This is a genomic window from Streptomyces sp. NPDC050560 (assembly GCF_044457285.1).
Lineage (GTDB): Bacteria > Actinomycetota > Actinomycetes > Streptomycetales > Streptomycetaceae > Streptomyces.
Window position 1 is genome coordinate 123,827 of sequence record NZ_JBITGT010000016.1, and the last position, 25,163, is coordinate 148,989.

Below are 25,163 nucleotides of genomic sequence, written 5' to 3' on the forward strand. Positions count from 1 at the left end.
GCGCCCGCGTGCGCGCGCCCGCGTGCGCGTGCCCGCGGTCGGGGGGTGTGGACGGAGCCGGAACGGTGCGGAGTGGCTGGGCGGGGCTACGTAGTGCCCTGGCTACGTCGCCCGACGCTACGTGCTGCGTGGCGCCCGCTACGCGGCACGTAGCGTCGACGGAGCGGGTTTCAGAGGCCACACGTCGCGTGAGAGCGTGCCGGACGGCACGGTGCCACGTCGCGGAGCTGCGCCGCCGTTGCCGGGCGCCACGCAGCCGAGCAGGGCATGGCCCGTCACAGCCACGCCGCGTACTCCAGGAGCAGTTCGCCGTCCTGGCTGCGGCCCGTGCGCAGGGCGCGCAGCGCGGACTCGACGGCGCGGAACAGCGTCCAGCCCCGTACGCGCTCCGCGTCCAGTTCCAGGGACTCGGCGAGGCGTCGCACCCGGCGGCGTGCCACCGAGGCGCCCGAGGGCGAGGCGATCAGGTCCTCGGCGCGGTCACGGACCAGGCGCGCCAGGTCGAAGGCGCACTCGCCGACGACGGGGTCGGGCCCCACGGCGAGCCATGGCACGCGGTCGGCGGCCAGGACCTTGCTCTGCCGGAACGTTCCGTGCAGCAGCCGCTGCGCGGGCGACGTCGCCGTGAGCCACGCGTGGGCCTCCAGCGCGGCGTCGGCCAGGGCATCGGCGCCCGGTACGTCGCGCACGCCGTCCACCGCCAGCGCGGCCCGCATCGCCGCGGCCTGGCGCTCCGTCCGCTCCGTCACCGTCTCGAACACGCTGTGCGCCGGCGGGGCGACCCAGAGCCGCCTTACCGTTTCTGCGGCCTCCAGCACGGAGCGGCTCTCGGGCAGCGAACGCAGCGACACGTCGGGACGTAGCCGCTCCAGCAGCATCGCGCCGTCGCCCGCCACGTCGCCGCCGTCCGCGGAGTCCAGCAGCCGTACGGCGCCCACGCCTGCCCAGTGCGCGAGTGCCGCGCGCTCGTCTCCGGGACGGGCGGCGTCGGGCGCCAGCTTCAGCACCGCGGGGGAGCCGTCGGCGCCGCGCACCAGGGCGACCACGCTGCTGCGTCCGCCGGGAGCGTGCACGCGCTCGACGGCGACGTTCCGACGGTCGGCGGCCTCCGGGAGCAGCGTGGGCAGGGCGGCCAGCCAGGCGGCGCCGTCGCCATGCTCCTGGGCACCCGCATCGGCGGGAGACGTCGCCCCCGGCAAGCCTTCGCCCCCGGTCCACCGAGCCTCGTCCAGCGCCCGGGCCAGGCGCGGCGGCGGTTCGAAAGCCATGCGTTGCGGTTCCCTTCCGTGAGTGCCCACCACTACAGCACCGAGCCGACGCCCGTCTGACAGCGGTCTCGGCCTTCCGCGCGTCGCCGACCGTGTCACCGCACCGCGGCACCTTCCCTGCGGCGCGGGCGACGCCCCCTAGCGGCTACGTGCTCCGCGACGCCGCTACGTGCCACGAAGCGACCCACGTAGTGGCACTGCCTCCCCACATCGCGCTACGTCGCCCGCGGCCCGCACCGTCCCCGCTACGTCCCTCGCACCCGCTATATCGCGACATACTCACGCCGCACGGAGCGGCAGGCGGCTCCGTCCTGCCGCCGCCCAGCGCCGCCCGCCCTACCGTCGCTACGCCCCCGCAGCCCCGTCCCGCTACGTCCCCGGCTGTGCCGCCGTCGCGCCGCCCGCCACGTCGTCACCCGAGCGTTCCGCGAGCCCCGGGAAGGCTACGCCCGAGCCGCGCCAACGCGCCGCGCGCACCGCCGCCTCCCGCAGTGCGTCGGCGGCCGAGCGGCGGCGTTCCCCGGTGGCCGCCCGCACGAGGTCGGAGTACGCGCCCGCGACGCCGTCCTCAAGTTCGGCGGCGAGCCGGGCCGCAGAAGCGGCGTCGGTCACCTTGAACGGCAGCGCGTAGCCCGCGGCGGCCGCGCGCGGCACGGCGCCCAGGTCCCGCGCCGTCCTCGCCAGCGCGTCGCGGCGCGACCGGTGCGCGTCGTAGCCCGCCTGCGCCGCGTCGCGCCGTGCGTCGCCCGCCTTGGCGCCGACCACCCCGTAGCCGTAGACGGCGGCGTGCTCGGCGGCCAGGGCGGCCTGCACCGCGCGCACCACCTCGCCCTCGCCGTCCTCTCTGTCCTTCCCGCCCTTGTCGTCGTCCGTCACGCGCCGTCCTCCGTCAGCAGATACACGTGGGCCGCTCCGGCCGCGCTGACCGAGGCGAGCAGCCGGGCCAGTTCACCGGACACCTTGAGAAGCTGCGTCGCCCGACGGTCCGCGAGGGAGCGCTCCGCGTCGGCGAGCATGGTGCGCGCGCCCTTCTCGTCGTCCGGTACGTGCACGGCGGCGCCCGTCGACGGGGCGCCGTGTGGCGTCGACGTCGCGGCGCGGGGGGAGCCGGAAGGAGAGCGCCCAGGCGCTCCGAAGGCGCGCGTGTGCCGCACCGTCGCCGCGCGCAGCGGCGCGAGCCGGTCCGCCAGGGCGGGGTGCGCGGTGACCACCGCGTCGTACCGGGCCGTCATGTCCGCACTGTCGTGAGCGGCACGGGCGCGTGCCCGGCTGTCCGCGGGGGACGTCGCGGACCGCCCGGAAGGGCTGTCGTCCTGGGTGCAGCCGGTCAGCAGCGCGGCGCCGGTGCCCCCGGCGCCGAGGAGGAGTGTTCTTCTGCCGGGCCCGGACGGGGCTCGCGACGACGGGGACAGGGCCACAGGACGTCCTTGAGGGGATGCTTGCGCGACGACGGGCTGGAAGACGACCGAAGACGGGGGAACGGACCGGACCGGATGAGACGGGGCGGATGGGATAGGAGGGAGAAAGAGAACGGAACGACGGACGCTTCGTTCGGACACAAAAGCATTGCGGACCGCCAATGACCGGTAATGATCGACATTGACCCCGAAGGAAATGCCGACGAGTTGCGATCGAAAGTGGCGGGGAGAACGGACAGAAACGGAAGCCTTGATCACCGTACCTGTGAACTCTCCGTCACCGTCGCGGCCCCACGCCCCCGCGGACGCGAATACGCGCGTGTCGGCGACACGCGCGTACGGCGATCGGCGTGGACGGCGCCGCCGACCTGGGGCCTCCGCGCACCAGTGCGTGGACCGCAACACCCCCGGGGACCGGATAGGCTTTGAGCCGACCTGATACACGACCTTCTACAACAGCACACGCGGCCGAGGAGTCACCCGGATGAGCACCACCCAGAGCGAGAGGCTGCGAGCACTGCTGGAGCCAGTCGTGGGCTCCAGGGACCTTGACCTCGAAGAGATCACCGTGACCCCGGCCGGCAGGCGCCGTGTACTGCGTGTCGTCGTGGACTCGGACGAAGGCGTGCAGCTCGACACCTGCGCCGAGCTGAGCAGGGAGATCTCCGACAGCCTCGACGAGGCGGACGCCATGGGCGACGGCGAGTACGTGCTGGAGGTGACGTCGCCGGGCGCCGACCGGCCGCTCACCGAGCACCGCCACTACCGGCGCGCACGAGGGCGGCTGGTGAAGTTCAGACTCACCGCAGACGCCGCCGCGCGTGAGGGCGCTGCCGAACTCACCGCGCGGATCACCGCCGTGGACGGCGACGGGCTCGACCTTGAGGTGCCCGGCGTCAAGGGCCGCAAGCCCACCGGCCGCAGGCTGGAGTTCGCGGACATCGACAAGGCCAGGGTCGAGATCGAGTTCAACCGCAAGGACACCGGTACCGCGCCTCCGGCGAAGGCTGCCGAGAACGCAGAGGAGGCGTAGCCGTGGATATCGACATGAGTGCTCTGAGGGGCTTGGTCCGGGAGAAGGAGATCTCCTTCGACCTGCTGGTCGAGGCCATCGAGTCGGCCCTCCTCATCGCCTACCACCGCACGGAGGGCAGCCGCCGCCACGCGCGCGTGGAGCTGAGCCGCGACAGCGGTCACGTGACGGTCTGGGCGAAGGAGGACCCGGACGACCTGGAGGAGGGCCAGGAGGCCCGGGAGTTCGACGACACGCCGTCCGGTTTCGGCCGTATCGCCGCGACGACCGCGAAGCAGGTCATCCTCCAGCGCCTGCGGGACGCCGAGGACGACGCGACGCTCGGCGAGTACGCCGGACGCGAGGGCGACATCGTCACCGGCGTCGTCCAGCAGGGCCGCGACCCCAAGAACGTCCTCGTCGACATCGGCCGCCTTGAGGCCATCCTGCCCGTCCAGGAGCAGGTGCCGGGTGAGACGTATCCGCACGGTATGCGGCTGCGTTCGTACGTCGTACGGGTCGCCAAGGGCGTCAGGGGGCCCTCCGTGACCCTCTCGCGCACCCACCCCAATCTGGTGAAGAAGCTCTTCTCCCTCGAAGTGCCGGAGATCGCGGACGGCTCCGTGGAGATCGCCGCCATCGCGCGCGAAGCGGGCCACCGGACCAAGATCGCCGTGCGCTCCGTGCGGTCAGGGCTCAACGCCAAGGGCGCCTGCATCGGCCCCATGGGCGGCCGGGTGCGCAACGTGATGGGCGAGCTGAACGGCGAGAAGATCGACATCGTCGACTGGTCCGAGGACCCCGCCGAGATGGTCGCCAACGCCCTCTCGCCCGCGCGGGTCGCCAAGGTCGAGATCGTCGACCTCGCGGCCCGCTCCGCGCGCGTGACGGTCCCCGACTACCAGTTGTCGTTGGCGATCGGCAAAGAAGGGCAGAACGCCCGCCTCGCCGCCCGTCTGACCGGCTGGCGCATCGACATCCGCCCCGACACGGAGCAGCCGCCAGAACCGGCCTGACCTGCGCCCGCCACGCACGTACACGGACCGCCCGGAGCCACGGGCGCGTCACGGTCGAGATCAGCACGACAGCCGTTCGATTTCTGCCCCGGAGGGGTGAGGTCGGTACGGGGAGGTAGACTTGAACATGTCTGGCCGGACGCGAGCCCGCGCATGCCCAGAACGAACCTGTGTGGGATGCCGGAAGCGGGCGGCCAAGAGCGATCTGTTGCGGATCGTGATGGAAGGGGATGCGTGCGTCCCCGATCATCGCGGTACGCTGCCCGGCCGGGGTGCGTATGTACACCCGGTTCTGGTCTGTCTCGACCTGGCGGTGCGCCGTCGGGCCTTCGCTCGGGCCTTTCGTGTCCGGTCGCAGCCCGGCACCGAGGCGCTGCGACAGGCTGTCGAGGACAGGTCCCAGCAGGCAACACCGTAAGACGCGCCGTGCGGAACCCCGCGCGGCGTAGGTACCTCGCGAGTCGGAAGTAGGTCGAGATTGCGATGAGCACTCGATGAGTACGCGATGAGTACGCCCATGAAGTAGCGACGGTCCGGCGTAACCCGGACCTAAAAGGAGCGAAGTGGCTAAGGTCCGGGTATACGAACTCGCCAAGGAGTTCGGTGTAGAGAGCAAGGTCGTCATGGCCAAGCTCCAGGAACTCGGTGAATTCGTCCGTTCGGCGTCTTCGACGATCGAGGCGCCCGTAGTACGCAAACTGACCGATGCGTTCCAGCAGGGCAACGGCAACGGCGGCAGGCCCGCGCGTCCGTCCGCGCCCAAGAAGGCGGCCCCGCGTCCCGCCGCGCCCACGCCCGGCCCCGCGGCAGGCACCGGGCGTCCGTCGTCCGCCCCCAAGCCGGCCCCGCGCCCCGCGGCAGGCACCGGCGGGGACAGGTCCGCGCCCGCCCCGGGCCCGCGGCCCACGCCGGGCCCGCGCCCGGCGGCACCCAAGCCCGCGCCCGCGGCGCCCGCGGCTCCGGAGTTCACCGCTCCGCCGTCCGCGCCCACCGCGCCGAAGCCCGGCGCGCGCCCCGGAGCCCCGAAGCCCGGCGCTCGTCCGGGCCCCGGCGGCCAGGGCGGCGGTCAGGGCGGCGGTCAGAGTCAGGGCCGTGGCGACCGGCAGGGCCCCCGTCCCGGCGCCGCGCCGCGTCCGGGCGGTCAGGGCGCGCGTCCCGGCGGCCGTCCCGCGGGTCCGCGGCCCGGCAACAACCCGTTCACGTCCGGCGGCTCCACCGGCATGGCGCGTCCGCAGGCGCCCCGTCCCGGCGGCGCCCCGCGTCCCGGCGGCCCCGGTGCCCCCGGCGGGCCCCGCCCGCAGGGCTCGGGGCAGGGCGGACCCAGGCCCCAGGGCGGCCCCGGCGGCCCCAGGCCCACACCGGGCGGCATGCCACGCCCGCAGCCCCCGCGCGCCGGCGGCGGCCCCGGCGGCAACCGCCCCAACCCCGGCATGATGCCGCAGCGCCCCGCGGCGGGCCCCCGACCCGGAGGCGGCGGCCCCGGCGGCCGAGGCCCCGGAGGCGGCGGTCGTCCGGGCGGCGGCGGCCGTCCCGGCGGCGGTGGCGGCGGTTTCGCCGGCCGCGGCGGTGGCGGCGGGCGTCCCGGTGGCGGCGGCTTCGCGGGCCGTCCCGGCGGCGGTGGCGGCTTCGGCGGCGGCGGTGGCCGTCCCGGCTTCGGCGGCCGTCCAGGCGGCCCCGGAGGCCGCGGCGGCACACAGGGCGCCTTCGGGCGTCCCGGCGGCCCCGCACGGCGCGGCCGCAAGTCGAAGCGGCAGAGGCGCCAGGAGTACGAGGCCATGCAGGCCCCGTCGGTCGGCGGCGTGATGCTGCCGCGCGGCGGCGGCGAGACCATCAGGCTGTCCCGCGGTGCCTCGCTCACCGACTTCGCCGAGAAGATCAACGCCAACCCGGCGTCCCTCGTCGCGGTCATGATGAACCTCGGCGAAATGGTCACCGCGACCCAGTCGGTGTCCGACGAGACCCTGCACCTCCTCGCCGACGAGATGAACTACACCGTTCAGATCGTCAGCCCCGAGGAGGAGGACCGCGAGCTTCTGGAGTCCTTCGACCTGGAGTTCGGCGAGGACGAGGGCGGCGAGGAGAACCTCGTCGCGCGCCCGCCGGTGGTCACCGTCATGGGTCACGTCGACCACGGCAAGACCCGCCTCCTCGACGCCATCCGCAAGACCAACGTCATCGCGGGCGAGGCCGGCGGCATCACCCAGCACATCGGCGCGTACCAGGTCACCACCGAGGTCAACAACAACGAGCGGAAGATCACCTTCATCGACACCCCGGGCCACGAGGCGTTCACCGCCATGCGTGCCCGCGGTGCCAAGTCGACCGACATCGCGATCCTCGTGGTGGCGGCCAACGACGGTGTGATGCCGCAGACGATCGAGGCCCTGAACCACGCCAAGGCGGCCGACGTGCCGATCGTGGTCGCGGTCAACAAGATCGACGTCGAGGGCGCGGACCCGACCAAGGTCCGCGGCCAGTTGACCGAGTACGGCCTGGTGGCGGAGGAGTACGGCGGCGACACCATGTTCGTCGACATCTCCGCCAAGCAGGGGCTGAACATCGACAGCCTCCTTGAGGCCGTCATCCTGACCGCGGACGCCGCGCTCGACCTGCGCGCCAACCCCGAGCAGGACGCCCAGGGCATCGCGATCGAGGCCCACCTGGACAAGGGCCGCGGCGCCACCGCGACTGTCCTCGTCCAGCGCGGCACCCTGAAGGTCGGCGAGACCATGGTCGTCGGCGACGCCTACGGGCGCGTGCGCGCCATGCTCGACGACCTCGGCAACACCGTCGACGAGGCGGGCCCGTCCACGCCGGTCCAGGTCCTCGGCCTGACCAACGTGCCGGGCGCAGGCGACAACTTCATCGTCGTCGACGAGGACCGTACGGCCCGTCAGATCGCCGAGAAGCGTGCCGCGCGTGAGCGCAACGCCGCGTTTGCCAAGCGCACCCGCAGGGTCTCCCTCGAGGACCTGGACAAGGTGCTCAAGGCGGGCGAGGTCCAGCAGCTCAACCTCATCATCAAGGGCGACGCGTCCGGCTCGGTCGAGGCCCTGGAGTCCTCGCTGCTCCAGCTCGACGTCGGCGAGGAGGTCGACATCCGGGTGCTGCACCGCGGCGTCGGTGCGGTCACCGAGTCGGACATCGACCTCGCCATGGGCTCCGACGCCATCGTCATCGGCTTCAACGTGCGCGCCGCCGGGCGCGCCACGCAGATGGCCGAGCGCGAGGGTGTCGACGTCCGGTACTACTCGGTCATCTACCAGGCGATCGAGGAGATCGAGGCGGCCCTCAAGGGCATGCTCAAGCCCGAGTACGAAGAGGTCGAGCTGGGCACGGCGGAGATCCGCGAGATCTTCCGCTCGTCCAAGCTGGGCAACATCGCCGGTGTGCTCATCCGCTCCGGCGAGGTCAAGCGGAACACCAAGGCGCGGCTGCTGCGCGACGGCAAGGTCATCGCGGAGAACCTCAACATCGACGGCCTGCGCCGCTTCAAGGACGACGTCACCGAGATCAGGGAAGGCTTCGAGGGCGGTATCAACCTCGGGAACTTCAACGACATCAAGGTCGACGACGTCATCGCCACCTACGAGATGCGCGAGAAGCCGCGCGTGTAGGCAACGAGGCACCGGCCCCGCCGTCCAGGCGGCGGGGCCAGGCTCTCCGGGGCCGGTCGGCGGGGTAAAACCCGTCGATCGGCCCCGGATGCCGCGTGTACGGTTCTGCTGTTCCCGCCGACTGCCGCGCGGGACCGTCTACCCCGTACCGGCGGGACATCCGGATCTTCATGTATGTGGGGACTCTGTCCTTCGATCTGCTCCTCGGCGACATACGGTCGCTCAAGGAGAAGCGCTCCGTCGTCCGCCCGATCGTCGCCGAACTCCAGCGCAAGTACGCCGTGAGTGCGGCGGAGGTCGAGCACATGGACCTGCACCGCAGAGCCGGCATCGGGCTCGCCCTGGTCTCCGCGGACGCCGGGCACGTCACCGACGTGCTCGACCGCTGCGAACGGCTCGTCGCGGGCCGTCCGGAAGTGGAACTCCTCTCGGTCAGGCGCCGCTTCCACGGCGAGGACGACTGAGCGGGGGAACGCGGTCGGCCGTCGGCATGAAGCGCGCGTGAAGGCGCGCCGGGCCACCGTGTCACAACGGCGGGAGCCGTCGCAGGACCGACCAGGGGGCGGCGGAACCGGCCGGGAAAAGTTCGGATCGGTACGAAACCGATCGCCGGGCGACCGGTCCGGCAAGCATGAGCACGTAAGAAACAAGAGGGAGACGGACCAGTGGCCGACAACGCGCGGGCGAAGAGGCTGGCGGACCTCATCCGGGAGGTGGTGGCCCAGAAGCTCCAGCGGGGGATCAAGGACCCGCGTCTCGGCTCGCATGTGACCATCACGGACACCCGGGTCACGGGGGACCTCAGGGAGGCGACCGTCTTCTACACCGTGTACGGCGACGACGAGGAGCGTGCGGCCGCCGCGGCGGGCCTGGAGAGCGCCAAGGGCGTGCTCCGCTCCGAGGTGGGCCGCGCCGCGGGCGTGAAGTTCACCCCCACCCTGGCCTTCGTCGCCGACGCCCTCCCGGACACCGCGCGCACCATCGAGGACCTTCTCGACAAGGCGCGCGCGTCCGACGCCAAGGTGCGTGAGGCGTCCGCGGGCGCCAGCTACGCCGGGGAGTCCGACCCGTACCGCAAGCCGGACGAGTCCGAGGAGCCCGACGGCTCCGGCGAGGCCGACAGCACCGGCGGCACCGGCAACAAGGACGGCGACGCCGCCGAATGACAGGCAAGAACACGCCCGACGGACTTGTCGTCGTCGACAAGCCGTCGGGCTTCACCTCACACGACGTCGTCGCCAAGATGCGCGGCATCGCGGGCACCCGCCGCGTCGGGCACGCGGGCACGCTGGACCCGATGGCGACCGGTGTGCTCGTCCTGGGCGTGCAGAAGGCCACCAAGCTCCTCGGCCACCTCGCCCTCACCGAGAAGGAGTACGTCGGCACGGTGCGGCTCGGCCAGAACACCGTCACCGACGACGCCGAAGGCGACATCACCACCACCGCCGACGCCTCCGACATCACCCGGGAGGCCGTGGACGCCGCCATCGAGCCCCTCACCGGCGACATCATGCAGGTCCCCTCCAAGGTCAGCGCCATCAAGATCAAGGGGGTGCGGTCGTACAAGCGCGCCCGCGACGGCGAGGACTTCGAGATCGCCGCCAGGCCCGTGACGGTGTCGTCCTTCACGGTCCACGACGCGCACCACGACACCGCCGCGGACGGCACCGGGGTCCTCGACCTCGTCGTGTCCGTCGTCTGCTCGTCCGGCACCTACATCAGGGCGCTGGCGCGCGACCTGGGCGCCGCTCTCGGCGTCGGGGGGCACCTCACCGGGCTGCGGCGCACGCGTGTCGGCCCCTACAAGCTGGAGAGCGCCCGCACCCTCGACCAGCTCCAGCAGGAGCTGACGGTGCTGCCCGCGGGCGAGGCCGCCGCGGCGGCGTTCCCCCGCTGGGACATCGACGCCGGGCGCGCGTCCCGCATCCTGAACGGCGTGCGCCTCGACATGCCCGACGAGTACGCGGCGGCGGGACCCGTCGCCGTCTTCGGCCCCGGCGGGCGCTTCCTGGTCCTCGCCGAGGAGCAGCGCGGCAAGGCCAAGAGCCTCGCCGTCTTCGACACGCCCTGATGGTGCGGGAGCCACCGGCGGCCGAACGGCCTTGAAAGCGCCTCAGGGCCCCCTGGGGCGGCCGTGGCTCCCGTTTCGCCCCCTGGAGTCCGGAGGGGCTCCGTGCGCCGTCTGGGGCCCTCTGGGCTGCCATGGACGGCGGGGGCGGCAGGGGCGGTGGGCCCGGCCCAGGGGTTTCCGTGCGGTGGCCGCGTCGTCCGAAGGCGGTCGGACGCCGCCTCTTGGCGCTTCGTCCGCGCGACGTCGCCGCTGCGTACGGCGCCGTGGGGAGCGCCCCAGGGACGTCGCCGGTGCGACGTGTCACACCGAGACGCCGATGCGGGCGGGGAGGGCCCGGCATGGCACTCTTAGACCTGCGGAATCGGCGAATGTGATTGCCAATGGCACAGATTCGGCTATAGACGGCACCATCAACAGCAGGGTTCGACAAGGAGCGGTCACAGTGCAGCGCTGGCGTGGCTTGGAGGACATCCCCGAGGACTGGGGGCGCAGCGTCGTCACCATCGGCTCCTACGACGGAGTCCACCGCGGCCACCAGTTGATCATCGGCCGCACCGTGCAGCGCGCCAGGGAACTGGGCGTCCCCGCCGTTGTCGTCACCTTCGACCCCCACCCCAGCGAGGTGGTGCGCCCCGGCAGCCATCCGCCGCTGCTCGCCCCGCACCACAGGCGTGCGGAACTGATGGCCGGGCTCGGCGTGGACGAACTGCTCATCCTCCCGTTCACCACCGAGTTCTCCCGGCTGTCGCCCGCCGACTTCGTGGTCAAGGTGCTCGTCGACAAGCTGCACGCCAAGACCGTCGTCGAAGGCCCCAACTTCCGCTTCGGGCACCGCGCCGCGGGCAATGTCGCACTACTCACCGAACTCGGCGGCACCTACGACTACGACGTCGAGGTCGTCGACCTCTTCGTGCAGGGCGAGGCGGGCGGTGGCCAGCCGTTCTCCTCCACGCTGACCCGCCGCCTCATCACCGAGGGCGACGTCGAGGGCGCCGCCGAGATCCTGGGCCGACCGCACCGGGTCGAGGGCGTCGTGGTCCGCGGTGCGCAACGCGGCAGGGAACTGGGCTTCCCGACCGCCAACGTGGAGACCCTGCCGCACAGCGCCGTCCCCGCCGACGGCGTGTACGCCGGGTGGCTCCACACCGGGGGCGAGGCCATGCCCGCCGCCATCTCGGTCGGCACCAACCCCCAGTTCGGCGGCACCGAGCGCACCGTCGAGGCGTACGCCATCGACCGCGTCGGACTCGACCTGTACGGCCTCCACGTCGCCGTCGACTTCCTCTCCTTCGTCCGCGGCCAGGCCGCGTTCGACTCCGTCGACACCCTCCTGGAGGCCATGGCGGACGACGTCAAGCGTGCCAGGGACCTCGTGTCGGCCTACGAGTCCCAGCACTCGGGGAGCTGAACGGGCCGCCCGCGTCGGTAGCGGCGGGCAGTGGTCGACGGGGCGATACGTCGCGGGGGACGGAGCGCCGTGGCGCGCCTTGGGCGCGTGCGCGCGGAGGGCATGGAGAACGGCGGTGCGCACGACACGATGCGCCTCGGGCGCGTGCGCGCGCGTGGCGCCGCTCAAGCGCTACGTGGCCGCTACGTCCCCGGCCACGTAGCGGCCCGCCCCGTGCCCGTCGGCCGCCGCGGCGCACCGTACGGAGCGCATCCCCTGCCCGGCGCCCCGTCGCGGGACCGACGGAGCCGCGACGGGCGTCGTCACGCGCCCCGCAGGGTCTTCGTACGCGCGTGTGTCTGCTGCTGTGCCCAGTGGCAGGCGACCTGGGCGGTGCCGCCGCCGTCCAGGACCGGCAGGTCCTCCGTGCGGCAGGCGTCGGCGACACCGGCGCGCTCCGCCTCGCCGCCCGCCAGGATGTGGCAGCGGGCGTGGAAGCGGCAGCCGCCGGGGATGCGCGACGGGTCCGGCGGCTCGCCGGTGAGGACCACCTCGGGGCCCTCGGCCTCCGGGAGCACCGAGAGCAGCGCCTGTGTGTACGGGTGCTGCGGCGCCGTCAGCACACGCTCGACGGTGCCCGTCTCGACGATCCTGCCGAGGTACATGACGGCGACACGGTCAGCGATGTTCCAGGCGAGCCCCAGATCATGGGTCACCACCAGCGCGGCGAGGCCGAGTTCGTCCCGCAGCCGGAGCAGCAGGGCCAGGATCTCGCCGCGCACGGAGGCGTCGAGGGACGCGACGGGCTCGTCCGCGACGATCAACTCGGGTTCGAGCACCAGCGCGCCGGCGATCACCACACGCTGCCGCTGGCCGCCCGACAGCTCGTGCGGGTAGCGCAGGAAGAACCGCTCCGGAGGCCGCAGTCCTGCGCGCGCGAGCGCCCGCGCGACGGCGGCCTGCTCGTCGCCCCCGTAGCGGTGGATGCGCAGCCCCTCCGCCACCGCGTCGTACACCGTGTGGCGCGGGTTGAGCGAGCCGCTGGGGTCCTGGAGGACGAGCTGCACCCGCTTGCGGTACGCCTTGAGCGCGCGTGACGCGTAGTCGAGCGGCTGCCCGCCGAAGGTGACGCGGCCCGATGTCGGGGGCACGAGGCCGAGCAGGGAGCGGGCGAGCGTCGTCTTGCCGCAGCCCGACTCGCCCACGAGGGCCACGATCTCGCCCTGCCTGATGTCCAGGTCCACCCCGTCCACGGCACGCGCCGGATCGGCGCCGCGCCGCCCCGGGAAGGTGATGTGCAGCGCGTCGGCGCTCAGCAGCGGTGCCGCGACCGCGTTCCCCGCGCCGCCGCGCGCCGCTACGTCCCCCTCCTCGGCCGCTACGTCTCCCGCGGCGTCCGTCTCCGCTACGTCCCCGCCGTCGCCTCCCACGGAGCCCGCCTGCCCCGCCGCTGGAGCCTCTTCCGCGGCCTGGGCGGGCGCGGGCACGCCCGGAGCGCCCTCCGCGGCGTCCGGGGCGTCTGTGGCGCCCTGCGGCGGCGGGGGAGTGCCCTGCCCGCTCCGCGCCCCGTCGGCGGCGTCAGGGGCGGCCGAGGACGGCTCGGGCGGCGTGGCACCGTCCGGCTCCGCCGCCGCGGCGTCGTCGGAGCCCCGTCGCGCCGTCCCGTCGCGCTGCGACGTCGCGGCGTCCGCCTCCGGTGTCGCGGCGGCGCCGTCCCGCGACGTCGCGGCGGCCTCCCGCGGCGACGTCTCCGGGCGGTCGGGTGATTCGGATGTGCTCATGTCGCGCTGCTCCTCGATTCCTCCGCGTCGCCCGGCTCCGGCGTGTCCGACGCCGCCCCGTCCGCCGTATCGCGCGCGTGCGCGTCCACGTGGACGCACGCCGCGGAGCGCTCGGGTCCCGCGTCGCGCAGGAACTGGTCCTCGACGGCGCAGACGTCCATCGCGACCGGGCAGCGCGGGTGGAAGGTGCAGCCGGCCGGCAGCGCCGACGGGTCAGGAGGGTCGCCGGGCAGCCCCTGCGGCGCGAACCGCGACGAGGCGTCGCCGATGCGGGGGAACGCCGTCGACAGCGCCCGGCCGTACGGGTGGCGCGCGTCGTCGTACACCTGCCGGGCCGGGCCCTCCTCGACGACGCGGCCCGCGTACATCACCGCGAGCCGGTCGCACGTGTCGGCCAGCACCGCCAGGTCGTGACTGATCATGATCAGGCCGATGTTCTTCTCGCTCACGAGCTGTTCGATCAGGCGCAGGATCTGGGCCTGGATCATCACGTCGAGGGCGGTGGTGGGTTCGTCGGCGATGATCAGCCGGGGGTCGCAGGCGAGCGACATCGCGATCATGACGCGCTGGCGCTGGCCGCCCGACAGCTCGTGCGGATAGGCGTTCGCGCGCGCCGCGGGGAGCCCCACGTCCTCCAGCAGTTTCGCGACCCGCTTCCTGGCCCCCGCGGGGGTCGCGGTCTTGTGCAGGAGCATCGGTTCCGCGATCTGGTCGCCGATGCGGTGGACGGCGTTCAGGGAGTGCATCGCGCCCTGGAAGACGATCGACGCGCCCACCCAGCGCACCGCGCGCACCCGGCCCCACTTCATGGCCAGGACGTCGTCGCCTTCCAGCATGATGCGGCCGGTCGTCGTGCTGCCGGAGGGCAGCAGCCGCAGCATCGCCAGGGCGAGCGTCGACTTGCCGCACCCCGACTCGCCCGCGATGCCCAGCTTCTGTCCCGCGGCCACGGTGAGGTCGACGCCGCGTACCGCCGCCACGCCGCCCGGGTACGTCACCGTCAGGTCGCGGACGTCGAGCAGCGGATGGGAGGTGGCGGCCTCCGGCCGCGCCGGAGTGGTCTGTGCGGTGCTCATCGGCCGGCCCTCAGCTTCGGGTTGAGTACGGACTCGATGGCGCGCCCGCACAGGGTGAACGCGAGCGCCACCACCGCGATGGCGATACCCGGCGGCACGAGGTACCACCAGTGGCCCGAGCTGACGGCGCCCGCCTCGCGCGCGTCCTGGAGCAGGCCGCCCCAGGAGGTGTTCGTCGGGTCGCCGAGGCCGAGGAAGGCCAGCGTCGCCTCGGTCAGGATGGCGTTCGAGATGCCGAGGGTGGTCTGGGCGAGGACCAGAGGCATCACATTGGGCAGGACATGACGCCCCATGATGTGCCAGTGCCCGCCTCCGAGCGCTTTGGCCCGTTCGATGTACGAGCGTGACTCGACGGCGAGTGTTTGTGCCCGGACGAGGCGTGCCGTGGTGGGCCATGTGGTCACGGCGATCGCGATCACGATGGTCGCGAGCGACCGTGACATCACGGTGGCGAGGGCGATCGCGAGGACCAGCGTCGGCATGACCAGGAACCAGTCGGTGACCCGCATGATCACCGTGGAGTACAGGCCGCGGAAGTGGCCGGCCGTGATGCCGACGAGGGCGCCGATGGCGACCGAGAGGACGGCCGCGAGCAGCCCCACCAGAAGGGAGATCCGCGACCCCCACAGCACCAGACCGAACAGGTTCCGTCCGAACTGGTCGGTTCCGAAAAGGAAGTCGCCGCTGGGCCCTTCCAGGGGCTTGCCCGGGGCGTCGGTCACGTCCTGCACGTCGGAGCCCACGGTGAGCGGCGCCGTCAGCGCCACCACCGCGAAGACCACCAGCAGGATCAGCCCGGCGAGCCCCGAGCGGTTCGCCCGGTACTGCACCCAGAAGCGGAGCAGGGAGCCCCTTCTGCGCTGCCAGGCGAGCGCCCTGGGGCCGGCCGGCGCGGGGGAGGGCGGGGGTGTGGCGGCCGGGCCGCCTGCGCCGGTCGCGTCGCTCGTTTCTGTCGTCATCGGCCCACCCGGGGATCGAGCAGTGGATAGATCAGATCGGCCAGGGTGTTCATCACGATCACGGCGGACGCGAACACAAAGAACAGCGCCTGGACGAGGGGCAGGTCGGGCACGCTGAGCCCCTGGTAGAACAGGCTGCCGAGGCCCGGCCAGGAGAACACCGTCTCCACCAGGATGGTGCCCGCGACGACCCGTCCCAGGTTGACGAACATCAGGGTCACGGTGGGCAGCATGGCGTTCGGCACCGCGTGCCTGCGGCGTACCAGGTCGTTGCTGAGGCCCTTGGCCCGTGCCGTCGTCAGATAGTCGCTGCCCATCTCGTCGAGCAGGGCGGAGCGGGTGACCAGCAGGGTCTCGCCGTACTGCACGGCGACCAGGGTGATCACGGGCAGCACCATGTGGTGAAGCACGTCGATCACGTGGCCGAAGCCCTGGGAGTCCCCCGACTCCATCCCCCCGGTGGGGAACAGACCCGGAATCGGCCCCATCCCCACCGACAGGATGATGATCAGCATCAGACCGAGCCAGAACGAAGGCACCGAGAAAAGGACCAGCGCGAGTCCGGTGTTGAACCGGTCGGTGAGACTTCCGTTCCGCCAGGCCGACCGCGTGCCGAGCACGAGGCCCAGCAGCGAGTAGAGGACGAAGGCGGCCCCCGTGAGCAGCACCGTGTTCGGCAGGGCCTCCCGGATCTTGTCCATCACGGGGCCGTTGAACTGGTACGACGTTCCGAAGTCGCCGGTGAGCGCCTTGCCGCAGTACTGGGTGAACTGCTCCCACAGCGGCAGGTCGAGGCCGAACTCCTTGCGGTACGCGGCGAGCTGCTCGGCCGAGACCTGACGGCCACCGGTCAGGTACTTAACCGGATCGCCCGGAATCAGGCGGAAGAGAAAGAAACTGGTGACGAGGACGGCGAACAGCGAAACAATCGCGCCGCCCAGCTTGCCCGCCACATAGCGCAGATACGCGGCGGTGGTACGCGAACGGGGGCCGCGGACCGACGGCCCGGCCGGAGCCGGACCGTCGGCGGGGACGCCGTCCGCGAGCGCCGTGGTGCTGTCAGCTGCCATACGGAGTTCTCCCGGGGGCCGCCGGGGCGGCCCCGCTCGTGACCGTGCGCCGCGCCAGGTGCGCGCCGCGCACGACGATCCCTGCGGTCGTGCCGCTCACGTTACGCACGTCATTCCCGTTCTTCCGCGGTCGACCTGCGGCGCATCACGACGAACACTCCGATGCCCACGACCACGACGACGGCGACCACGATGCCGACGATGACCCCGGTCGAACTCGATCCGCCGGAGGAGCCGTCGGAGTCCGCGGGGACCGCCGACCACCAGCTCCAGTAGCCGTCCTGACCGAAGATGTTCCCGGCCTTGGCGGGCATGGTCTCGATCGACTTGATCTGATCGGTGCGGTACGCCTCGACCGCGTTCGGATAGGCCATCACGCTCATGTAGTCGGAGTCGTACAGCCACGACTCCATCTGCTTGACGATCGTGGCGCGCTTGGCCGGGTCGTACTCGGCGAGCTGCTTGGCGTACAGGCTGTCGTACTGCTTGTCGCAGATGAAGTTGTCGGTGGCCCCGGTGTCCTTCGGCGTCTGCGGCAGCGCGCCGCAGGTGTGGATGGACAGGACGTAGTCGGGGTCGGGGTTGACGGACCAGCCGTCGAACGCGAGGTCGTACTTTCCGGCCAGCCAGGGGTCGGTCACGTTGTCGAGGCAGTCGACGGTGAGCCCGATGCCGAGCTTGCCGTACCACTCCTTCATGTACTTGCCGACCGCCTTGTCCTCGGGGTCGGTGGCGTGGCACAGGATGCGGTAGTTCAGTGGCTTGCCGTCCTTGCCGACTCGCTTGCCGTCGCCGTTCTTCTTGTAGCCGGCCTCGTCGAGGAGCTGTGCGGCCTTCTGCGGGTCGTACGTCTGCTCCTGGTCGCCCGACGGCTTCCAGTAGTACGTGGAGAAGCGCGGCGGTATGTAGCCCTCGCCGTTGACCGCGTGACCTTGGAAGACTTTGTCGACGATCGTCTTGCGGTCGGTCGCGAGGAAGAGCGCCTGCCGCACCCGCTTGTCGCGCAGCGACGGGTCGCCGTCGCCGAACTTGGTGCCGTCCTTCGCCTGCGCGCCCGGGTTGGTGGCGAGGGCGTAGAAGCGGCGGCCGGGGGCGTCGTTGACCTTGATGTCCGACGTGCTCTTCAGTGCCGCTGCCTGGGCCGGTGTCAGGTCCTGGACGAAGGAGACCTCACCCTTCTGGAGGGCGGCCACCGCGGCGTCGTTGTCCTTGTAGTACCGGAAGACCAGCTCGTCGAACTTGGGGGCGCCGCGCCAGAAGTGCTTGTTCGGCACCAGCTTCACATAGCTGTCCGGCTTGTAGTCCGTGAGGATGAACGGGCCGTTGCCGACGATCGGGAACTTCTTGTCGTTGTTGAACTTCGAGAAATCGCCGACCTTGTCCCACACGTGCTTCGGCACGATCGGCACGTCGAGCGCCGCCATCGTCGCCTGCGGCTTCTTCAGCTCGACGACGAGCTTGGTCGGGCTGGGCGCGGTGACCTTCTTGAAGTTGCTGACGAAGCCGCCGTTCGCGGTGGCGGCGGCCTGGTCGGTCATCATCTTGTTGAACGTCCACGCGGCGTCCTCGGCGGTGGCCTGTTGCCCGTCCGACCACTTGGAGTTCTTGCGGATCGTGTACGTCCAGGTCAGCTTGTCCGCGGACGGCTTCCAACTGGTGGCGAGACCCGGTATCGCGTGGTTGTCCTTCGGGTCGTAGTTCGTCAGGTACTCGTACATCAGCCGGTGGATGCTGGTGGAGACCAGACGGACGGCCAGGAACGGGCTCAGCGAGTCGACGCTCTGGGCGACCGCGACCGTCAGTACCTTCTTGCCGCTGTCCGCGGCCGCGGCGTGCTGGGGCGCGGGGTTCATCGGCGTGGCCAGCCCCGCGGTCAGGGTGAACGCCGCGGCCCCCGCCGCGAGCAGCAGCCGGAACCGGCCGCCGGATATTCGCCGCGCCAGGCGCCCGAGGACGCCGGGCCGCACGGGACCGTACTGATCTGGGGCGTGCTGATCTTGTCTGTCCATGGGTCGGTGACCTCGCGTCGTCGCTCGCACAGCCGGCTCGTCGATCATGCGCCGCCGACTGGGTTGATGTGTGTGTCTATCAGCGCTGGTCTGCGCACGTCAACGGCCGGTGAACCCCACGTGGCCTGCGGAAATAACGAGTTGACCGGTATTTGACGCCCATTGGTCGAGACCGGTGAAACCCGGCAGGCCACGGGGTGGCGCCGGGGAGTGCGGCAGGTGGGACGGGTCCGGTCAAGAAGTGGACACGGCGTCACCCGACAGGGCGTCCCGGGGCGGCATCCGGGCCTGTCGGGACACGGCGCGGAGCGGCCCCGGGAGGGGCGGCTCAGGGGGTACGGGGCGCGGCAGGGGTGCTCCGGGCGAAGCGGGAGTCTGCCGTACGGCGCGGCGCCGCGCCATGTCGGGACGTCGCGGCGGCGGCGCCGATCGAGCACTACGCGCGCGCGTGGTGCTCGATGTGCACGGGACGTAGCGCCGTATGACGCGTGTGGCGCCCCGTGCTGCGCTACGTCCCGCGCCGTTCGGCCGTATACGCGCGCGATGGCGGACGGCAGCGCGCCGCGGCGTCGGCTCCTCCCGGACGCCCGCGCCGCGGCGGCTCCGTACCGCTACTGCTGCTGAGGCGGGTACTGCTGCTGTTCCTCGCCCTGGGCGGGCGGCTGCGACTGGGCCTGCTGCCCGTACGGGCCCGGCGCGCCCTGCTGCGGCGGCGGGCCCTGGAGGCCGCCGGGCGGCACGGGTCGGCCCGGAGCCTGGGGGCCGGGCCCCTGCTGGGGCGGCTGGCCGCCCGGCGGCAGCGCTCCGGCCGGGAACCCCGGCTGCGCCTGCTGCTGGCCGGGGAAGGGCTGCCCCTGCCCCTGTCCTGGCGGCTGCGCGGCGCCCTGCTGCCAGCCCTGCGGGGGCCCCGCGGGCGGCTGGGCCGCCCCTTGCTGCGGATAGCCGCCCGGCATGGGCTGCCCGGGCGCGGGTTGCTGCCCCGGCATCTGCTGGTACGGCTGCGCGGGGTACTGCTGCTGCCCCGGCATCGGGGGCGCGATCTGCGGCGGTGGGTTGCCGTCCGCCGTCCACAGCCCGTGCGACTGCTGGTGGCGCGCGAAGTCCTCCGCGACCAGGGCCGACAGGTTGAAGTACGCCTCACGCACCTTGGGCCGCATCATGTCCAGGTCGACCTCGGCGCCCGCCGCGAGGTGCTCGTCGAACGGGACGACGACGACGCCGCGGCAGCGCGTCCTGAAGTGCCCGACGATGTCGTCCACCTTGATCATCTTTCCGGTCTCGCGGACCCCGGAGATGACCGTGAGGGAGCGCGCCACCAGGTCCGCGTAGCCGTGCGCGGAGAGCCAGTCCAGCGTCGTGGAGGCGCTGCTCGCACCGTCCACCGACGGCGTCGAGATGATGATCAACTGGTCGGCGAGGTCGAGGACGCCGCGCATCGCGCTGTACAGCAGGCCGGTGCCCGAGTCCGTGAGGATGACCGGGTACTGCTGGCCGAGCACCTCTATCGCCCGCCGGTAGTCCTCGTCGTTGAACGTCGTCGACACCGCGGGGTCCACGTCGTTCGCGATGATCTCAAGACCGGACGGCGCCTGCGACGTGAACCGCCTGATGTCCATATAGGAGTTCAGGTACGGGATCGCCTGCACCAGGTCGCGGATCGTGGCACCGGTCTCTCGGCGCACCCGGCGGCCGAGGGTCCCGGCGTCGGGGTTCGCGTCGATGGCGAGGATCTTGTCCTGGCGCTCGATGGCGAGCGTGGAGCCGAGCGCCGTGGTCGTCGTCGTCTTGCCGACGCCGCCCTTGAGGCTGATCACCGCGATGCGGTAGCAGGACAGCACCGGGGTCCTGATCAGCTCCAGCTTGCGCAGCCGCTCGGCCTCCTCCTTCTTGCCGCCGAGCTTGAAGCGGCCGCCGGGCCCCGGCCGTCCGCTGCGGGTCTTCTGCCGCTTGTTGTTCAGCAGCCGGTCGGAGGACAGCTCGACCGCGGCGGTGTAACCGAGGGGGGCGTGCGGGTTGGTGGGCTCGCGCTGGTCGTGCTGGACGGCCTGGGGGTAAGTGGCACCCGTGCGTGGATCGACGCCGGGCTGCGCCGCGCCCTGCGGCGGCTGCTGCGGATACCTGCCGCCCGGCGGCACCTGGCCCTGGCCCGGCTGCGGCGGCACGGCCCCGTGCGGCGGCGTCCCGTACGGCGGCATGCCCTGGCCCTGCGGTGGCACCGGCACCTGCCCGCCCTGCCCCTGCTGGGGCGGCTGCGGGGGGCCCTGCTGCTGCGCGGGCACCGGCAGGTTCTGCTGCTGCCCCTGGGCGGCGGGCGGCGCCCCCCACGGGCCCTGCCTGCCCGGCTGCGCCGGCTGCCCGGGGCCGCCGGGCGCCGCGCCGGGGAAGCCGTAGCCGCCCTGCTGCGGCTGGGGGGCCTGCGGAGCCTGCGGGGCGGCCTGCGGCGGCTGCCCCTGCGGGAAGCCGTAACCGCCCTGCCTGGGGTCGACCGGCGCGCCGGGCGCGCCCTGGTACGGCGCGGGAGCGCCGGGGGGCAGCGGCTGGCCCTGCTGGGGCGCGGGCTGGGGCGCCCCGGGGAAGCCGTAGCCGCCCTGGGGAGGCTGCGGGGGAGCGGCGGGGGCCCCGGCGCCGTACTGCTGCGCGGCGGGCGCCTGCGGGGCCGCGGGGGCGCCCGGCCAGGCCGGGGCTCCGGGCTGCGGCTGCTGCGCCGCCTGCGGTTGCGCGGCGTCGGACCCTGCCGGGGGCGCGCCCGGCACGCCGCCCCTGGGCGGCCACTCCGCCGCGGGGGCCGGTGCCGCGGGCTGGAAGTCCGGTGGCAGCGGCGGCAGTCCGCCGCTCTCGGGCGCCGTGGGCTGCCACGGAGCGGGCTGCGCCTCCGAAGCCGCCGGGGCGTCGTCCGCGGCGCCGTCGTCTGCGCCCTGCGGCGCGGCGTCGTCCGACGCGTCGTCACCGGAGTCCGCCGCCGCGGGCGCCCCGTCGGGCTCCGCGGCGTCCCCGGCGGCGTCCGGGGGCTCCGTCGCCGCCGCACCGTCCTGGTCGCCGTCCGCTCCGTCCGGCGCTCCGTCATCCGCCTGCGCACCGGCGGCACCCGGGTCCGTACCGGCGACGTCGCCGCCGAACGACGGCGTGCCGCTCCCGGCCCCCCAGGTGTCGGCGCCGCCCCTGGGGTCCGCGGCGTGCTCCTCGGCCTCGTCATCGCGCGCACCGTCCGCGGCGTCCACGTCGCCCGCCGCCGCACCGTCGTCGCCCTCGGGCCCGCCGACGTCGCCGAGGTCGCGGCGCAGGCGCGCGGAGGAGATGCGCATCGTCGTGCCGCTCTCCACGTCGCCGTCGGCGTCCTGGTCGTCGTCGACGCCGCCGGGCGTGGCGGCGTCGTCCGTCATCGGGGCGCCGTAGGGGGCGTCGGCCGGGGCCGGGGCGCCCTGGGCGCCGCCCTCCGTGCCGGAGTCGCCCTGGTCCGTGGCGGAGCCCGCCGGGTCGTACGCGGGGGGCGCGGAGGGCGGCACGGGCGGGTACGACGGTGCGGGGGCCGCGCCGTTCTGCGGTGCGCCGCCGTACGGGGCCGGTGGCGGGGGCATGCCGTAGTCGCCGGTGCCGCCCGCGCCGTACCCGGTGCCGGGGGCCGCGGGCTCGGAAGCGCCGCCCGGCTGCGCCGTACCGCCGCCGGGCGCGGCGTCGTAGCCGGGCACCGCGCCGTTGGTGCCCCACGGGGACGCGAACCCGCCGTCACGCGGCGGCTGCGGCGGCTCGACCGGGGCGGCCGTGGTCGGCGGCGGCGCCGGGGCCGGAGAGGCCGCGGCGGGGTACGACTGCTGCGCGGAGCCGGACGAGTTCTGCGTGTACCAGGCGGGCGGGGCGTAGTCGATGGTGAACTCGCCCGTCGCCTCGACGGCGGACTCGGCGTCGGACTGGTCGTCGTCGGCTGTCCCCCAGCCCCCGCGCATCCCGTCCCGATCGCTGTTCACGGTTCCTCCTGTGTGGTCGTACACTCTCGTGCCCCGCCCGGGCGACCGCTCTTGCCGACCGTAGCTCTTCAGCGAAGCTGTCAGAAGTTGTCGGAAATCGCCAGAGAATGTCCCGTGTTGCCGGGACCCTCCGATGCTCCCCCGGAGACGCCGAGGGACCGCTCGCGGGCTCTCGTGCACCCCGGACCCAGCCTAATCACCACAAGCACGCCGCGGGCAGGCCCGCCGGGAGAGGGGAATGCGACACCGGACACCCCAACAAGCCACCGGGCGCCCCCAGAACGCGCGTGACGCGCCCAACTCCCCGCGCGAAACCCGTACAAACGGGCCGGAGCGGGAGGAAAAATCGCCGTCAGTCCATCCGCCGCGGCATACCCAACAATCCGGTCTCGGCGTCGGTGGCCTGGGTCATCACGTACTGCCTGTCGCGGGCGGCACACCAAAGAGTGACGCCGTCGGCGAGGCTCGGCAGCGACTCCACGTCGCCCGCGGGAAGCCCCAGAACCCTGCCCAGTTGACCGGCCTCGTCAGGGGAGACCCGCTGCACCCCCACCAGCCGCGCCTGCCGGATGAGACGGGGCGCCACCGGGCTCAGATACGGCAGCAGCGTCAGCACGGACTGCCAGGGCCCCGCCACCACGCGCCCGCGCGGCGGACGCATGCCGCAGTCCCGCACCACCAGCACGGGGCTGCCCGCGGAAGCGCCCAACGGCGGCACCCGGCCCACGTCATGGAGCGTGATGCACTGCTGCGCGCCCCCCGCCGCGTGCGCCAGCGCCGTCCACTCGCCGGCCCGGCCCGTCTCGACCGCCACGCGCGCGCCGGTCGCCGCCGCCCGCAGCGCCACCACCTGCGCCGTCCACAGGCCGCCGATCAGCACCACGTTGTACGGCGTCGGGCGGTGCAGGCCCAGCACGGCGGGGCGGGACTGCGCGTCCACGCCGATCACCACGCCGTCGTCGCCCACGGGCAGCGCCAGCGCGTCCAACTGGTCGCCCGACACGATGTGCTGGCCGCCGCGCGGGCCGATCATCCCGAACCCGGCCCGCGGGCGCTCCCCGGCCCCGTGAGCGGGCTCCACGGCCCCGCCAGGGCCCGGCGGCGCCGGAAACCCCATGGGGCCGCCCTGGACGGGCCCCCGGCCGTTCGCGGGCGTCGTCATGGCCATCAGCGTGTCCCTCCCAGCGGCATCGTCGCCAGCACACCGGGCAACTGCTCCCGGTCGAGGCGTACGAGCCCGGTCCTCGTGTGCCGCGCGGCCTGCTGCACCGCGCGCCGCGCCGCGACCAACTCCGTGTCGCCGCGCCCCGTCACGCGCACATACCCGCGCACCGTCACCTGCTCCTGCTGGTCCCCCCGGCCGAGCACCAGGCTGAACGTCGTCGCCAGCGCGGGCACCGCCGTGATGAGCGCCACCAACTGCGGGAGCGAGGCGCCGGGGCCGCCGAGCTGCGGCCAGCGGCGGACCCAGTACGTCGTGTGCCTGCGGTTGTCGCAGCGCCACGTGCGGCTGGACTCCTCGGTGCGTCGCTGCGGCGCGTCCGCGCGGCCCGCCTGCGCCGTCACCATCGGATTGGCGCACGCGGACGTCGCCACCGCCGCCGTCAGCTCCTCCTCGGTGAGCAGCGTCGCGCGAAAGCCCGCGCCCGTGAGCTGGCTCGACAACTGGTCGGCCGCCCGCACCAGGCACTTCTGGGCGCCCAGCAGCCCGCCGCCGCGCGCGGCCACCGCCTCCGGGCACAGCTCGGGGTCCAGCTTCAGCGCGATCCACGTGATGCGCACCGACGGCGCACCCGTCTGCGCCTGCAAGGGCGCGTAGTTGCTCACCGCCACCGAGTCCTGCGGCAGGTGCAGCGCGGGCGCGGGCTGGGTGTGCAGCACGACCTGCGCCGACTCAAGGCGGATGCCGTCCACGTCCAGCGCGTCGCGCACCAGGCCGAGCGGCAGGGGGCGCCGGTCGCGCTCCACGCGCAGCGCCGTCGCATCCGACTCGAGCTGGAGCACCGCGGTCAGGAACGTCCCGTCGCCGACGAGGCCGACGGGGCGCCGGTCCCGCCCCCCGTACTCGTACGTCCGCAGCGCCGGATCGCACTCCACGGCGGGGGCGAGGCCCGGCTCCGTGCCGGGCGGCAGGACCAGGTTCCTCGCGCGCCTGTTGCGCGCGCGCAGCGCACGCGCCGTCGCGATCCACTCCGGCATCGACCTGCCGCGGCGGCGCACCACCGCCAGCACCACCAGCACGGCCGCCACGACCCCCGCGGGCACCATCAGCAGCGCGTCCGCGACCCACGCCGCGAGCATCAGCGCCACGGCGGCCTCGATCAGCACGAGCTGTTGCAGGCGGTACGAGACGAACTGCCCCGAGCGGCTCGTCGGGCGCAGCGTCACCGCCCCCTGGCCGCCCGGGGACGCGGGCGGTGCCTGCGGCGCGGAACCCTGGCCGCCTCCCTGCCGGGAGCGGGATTGGGACCGCGTCCGTGCCCGTGTTGCGGAAGCCACTGCGCCAAACCCCCGTAA

Annotated in this window: 19 protein-coding genes; 8 read left to right on the top strand and 11 right to left on the bottom strand. The window is 73.3% G+C overall.

The features are described 5' to 3' along the window. Positions 1–275: 275 nt before the first annotated feature. The 3 genes from ACIBIW_RS30815 to ACIBIW_RS30825 all read right to left on the bottom strand — a co-directional run bounded on the left by ACIBIW_RS30815 (position 276) and on the right by ACIBIW_RS30825 (position 2,500). Complete coding sequence (locus ACIBIW_RS30815) at positions 276–1,268, bottom strand: aminoglycoside phosphotransferase family protein (RefSeq protein WP_399340778.1); 993 nt, start codon at positions 1,266–1,268, stop codon at positions 276–278. Between the two features lie 369 nt (positions 1,269–1,637). Further along, positions 1,638–2,144, bottom strand: coding sequence for a ferritin-like domain-containing protein (locus ACIBIW_RS30820; RefSeq protein ID WP_399340779.1), 507 nt, complete (start codon positions 2,142–2,144; stop codon positions 1,638–1,640). Next, positions 2,141–2,500, bottom strand: a complete 360-nt coding sequence (locus ACIBIW_RS30825; protein ID WP_399340780.1) for a hypothetical protein — start codon at positions 2,498–2,500, stop codon at positions 2,141–2,143. The genes ACIBIW_RS30820 and ACIBIW_RS30825 overlap by 4 nt, the downstream gene beginning before the upstream one ends. A gap of 670 nt (positions 2,501–3,170) precedes the next feature. On the opposite strand from ACIBIW_RS30825, the gene rimP reads away from it, so the two are divergent. From rimP to ACIBIW_RS30865, 8 genes are all read left to right on the top strand, one after another. Then, positions 3,171–3,719, top strand: a complete 549-nt coding sequence (gene rimP, locus ACIBIW_RS30830; protein ID WP_399340781.1) for a ribosome maturation factor RimP — start codon at positions 3,171–3,173, stop codon at positions 3,717–3,719. 2 nt (positions 3,720–3,721) lie between these two features. Continuing rightward, complete coding sequence (gene nusA, locus ACIBIW_RS30835) at positions 3,722–4,714, top strand: transcription termination factor NusA (RefSeq protein WP_399340783.1); 993 nt, start codon at positions 3,722–3,724, stop codon at positions 4,712–4,714. Positions 4,715–4,841: 127 nt separating this feature from the next. After that, on the top strand, positions 4,842–5,132 hold the full coding sequence (locus ACIBIW_RS30840; protein ID WP_399340877.1) for a YlxR family protein: 291 nt from the start codon (positions 4,842–4,844) through the stop codon (positions 5,130–5,132). 145 nt (positions 5,133–5,277) lie between these two features. Next, a complete protein-coding gene (gene infB / locus ACIBIW_RS30845; protein WP_399340785.1) occupies positions 5,278–8,331 on the top strand; it encodes a translation initiation factor IF-2 in 3,054 nt (1,017 codons plus the stop codon). Positions 8,332–8,501: 170 nt separating this feature from the next. After that, entirely contained in the window at positions 8,502–8,795 is a 294-nt protein-coding gene (locus ACIBIW_RS30850) for a DUF503 domain-containing protein (RefSeq protein ID WP_399340786.1), read from the top strand. 201 nt (positions 8,796–8,996) lie between these two features. Then, complete coding sequence (rbfA, locus tag ACIBIW_RS30855) at positions 8,997–9,497, top strand: 30S ribosome-binding factor RbfA (protein ID WP_399340788.1); 501 nt, start codon at positions 8,997–8,999, stop codon at positions 9,495–9,497. Next, the gene (gene truB, locus ACIBIW_RS30860; protein WP_399340790.1) at positions 9,494–10,402 is read left to right on the top strand and encodes a tRNA pseudouridine(55) synthase TruB; all 909 of its coding nucleotides are present in this window, start codon (positions 9,494–9,496) and stop codon (positions 10,400–10,402) included. Before rbfA ends, truB begins: the two co-directional genes overlap by 4 nt. Before the next feature lie 442 nt (positions 10,403–10,844). Then, the gene (locus tag ACIBIW_RS30865) at positions 10,845–11,810 is read left to right on the top strand and encodes a bifunctional riboflavin kinase/FAD synthetase (RefSeq protein WP_399340792.1); all 966 of its coding nucleotides are present in this window, start codon (positions 10,845–10,847) and stop codon (positions 11,808–11,810) included. A gap of 302 nt (positions 11,811–12,112) precedes the next feature. Here ACIBIW_RS30865 and ACIBIW_RS30870 read toward each other — a convergent pair whose 3' ends face one another. The 8 genes from ACIBIW_RS30870 to eccE all read right to left on the bottom strand — a co-directional run bounded on the left by ACIBIW_RS30870 (position 12,113) and on the right by eccE (position 25,034). Next, positions 12,113–13,108 (bottom strand): ABC transporter ATP-binding protein, encoded by a 996-nt coding sequence (locus tag ACIBIW_RS30870; RefSeq protein ID WP_399340879.1) that lies wholly within the window; start codon positions 13,106–13,108, stop codon positions 12,113–12,115. 458 nt (positions 13,109–13,566) lie between these two features. Further along, positions 13,567–14,697: an ABC transporter ATP-binding protein gene (locus ACIBIW_RS30875; protein ID WP_399340794.1), complete on the bottom strand. Its 1,131-nt coding sequence runs from the start codon at positions 14,695–14,697 to the stop codon at positions 13,567–13,569. Further along, entirely contained in the window at positions 14,643–15,605 is a 963-nt protein-coding gene (locus tag ACIBIW_RS30880; protein WP_399340796.1) for an ABC transporter permease, read from the bottom strand. Before ACIBIW_RS30880 ends, ACIBIW_RS30875 begins: the two co-directional genes overlap by 55 nt. Continuing rightward, positions 15,602–16,675 carry an ABC transporter permease gene (locus tag ACIBIW_RS30885; protein WP_399340798.1) on the bottom strand — a complete coding sequence of 358 codons (1,074 nt, stop codon included), beginning with the start codon at positions 16,673–16,675 and terminating at the stop codon, positions 15,602–15,604. The genes ACIBIW_RS30880 and ACIBIW_RS30885 overlap by 4 nt, the downstream gene beginning before the upstream one ends. Before the next feature lie 110 nt (positions 16,676–16,785). Next, complete coding sequence (locus ACIBIW_RS30890) at positions 16,786–18,684, bottom strand: ABC transporter substrate-binding protein (protein WP_399340800.1); 1,899 nt, start codon at positions 18,682–18,684, stop codon at positions 16,786–16,788. A gap of 611 nt (positions 18,685–19,295) precedes the next feature. Then, complete coding sequence (locus ACIBIW_RS30895; RefSeq protein ID WP_399340802.1) at positions 19,296–22,646, bottom strand: SCO5717 family growth-regulating ATPase; 3,351 nt, start codon at positions 22,644–22,646, stop codon at positions 19,296–19,298. A gap of 352 nt (positions 22,647–22,998) precedes the next feature. Beyond that, on the bottom strand, positions 22,999–23,814 hold the full coding sequence (locus ACIBIW_RS30900) for a hypothetical protein (RefSeq protein ID WP_399340804.1): 816 nt from the start codon (positions 23,812–23,814) through the stop codon (positions 22,999–23,001). Next, complete coding sequence (gene eccE, locus ACIBIW_RS30905; protein ID WP_399340805.1) at positions 23,814–25,034, bottom strand: type VII secretion protein EccE; 1,221 nt, start codon at positions 25,032–25,034, stop codon at positions 23,814–23,816. Before eccE ends, ACIBIW_RS30900 begins: the two co-directional genes overlap by 1 nt. Positions 25,035–25,163 lie beyond the last annotated feature (129 nt).

Excerpts from the sequence above, each read along its gene's own strand:
- ACIBIW_RS30815 (WP_399340778.1), bottom strand. The coding sequence starts at position 1,268 with ATGGCTTTCGAACCGCCGCCGCGCCTGGCCCGGGCGCTGGACGAGGCT.
- ACIBIW_RS30825 (WP_399340780.1), bottom strand. The coding sequence starts at position 2,500 with ATGACGGCCCGGTACGACGCGGTGGTCACCGCGCACCCCGCCCTGGCG.
- rimP (WP_399340781.1), top strand. The coding sequence starts at position 3,171 with ATGAGCACCACCCAGAGCGAGAGGCTGCGAGCACTGCTGGAGCCAGTC.
- ACIBIW_RS30840 (WP_399340877.1), top strand. The coding sequence starts at position 4,842 with ATGTCTGGCCGGACGCGAGCCCGCGCATGCCCAGAACGAACCTGTGTG.
- ACIBIW_RS30850 (WP_399340786.1), top strand. The coding sequence starts at position 8,502 with ATGTATGTGGGGACTCTGTCCTTCGATCTGCTCCTCGGCGACATACGG.
- truB (WP_399340790.1), top strand. The coding sequence starts at position 9,494 with ATGACAGGCAAGAACACGCCCGACGGACTTGTCGTCGTCGACAAGCCG.
- ACIBIW_RS30880 (WP_399340796.1), bottom strand. The coding sequence starts at position 15,605 with ATGACGACAGAAACGAGCGACGCGACCGGCGCAGGCGGCCCGGCCGCC.
- ACIBIW_RS30885 (WP_399340798.1), bottom strand. The coding sequence starts at position 16,675 with ATGGCAGCTGACAGCACCACGGCGCTCGCGGACGGCGTCCCCGCCGAC.
- ACIBIW_RS30890 (WP_399340800.1), bottom strand. The coding sequence starts at position 18,684 with ATGGACAGACAAGATCAGCACGCCCCAGATCAGTACGGTCCCGTGCGG.
- ACIBIW_RS30900 (WP_399340804.1), bottom strand. The coding sequence starts at position 23,814 with ATGGCCATGACGACGCCCGCGAACGGCCGGGGGCCCGTCCAGGGCGGC.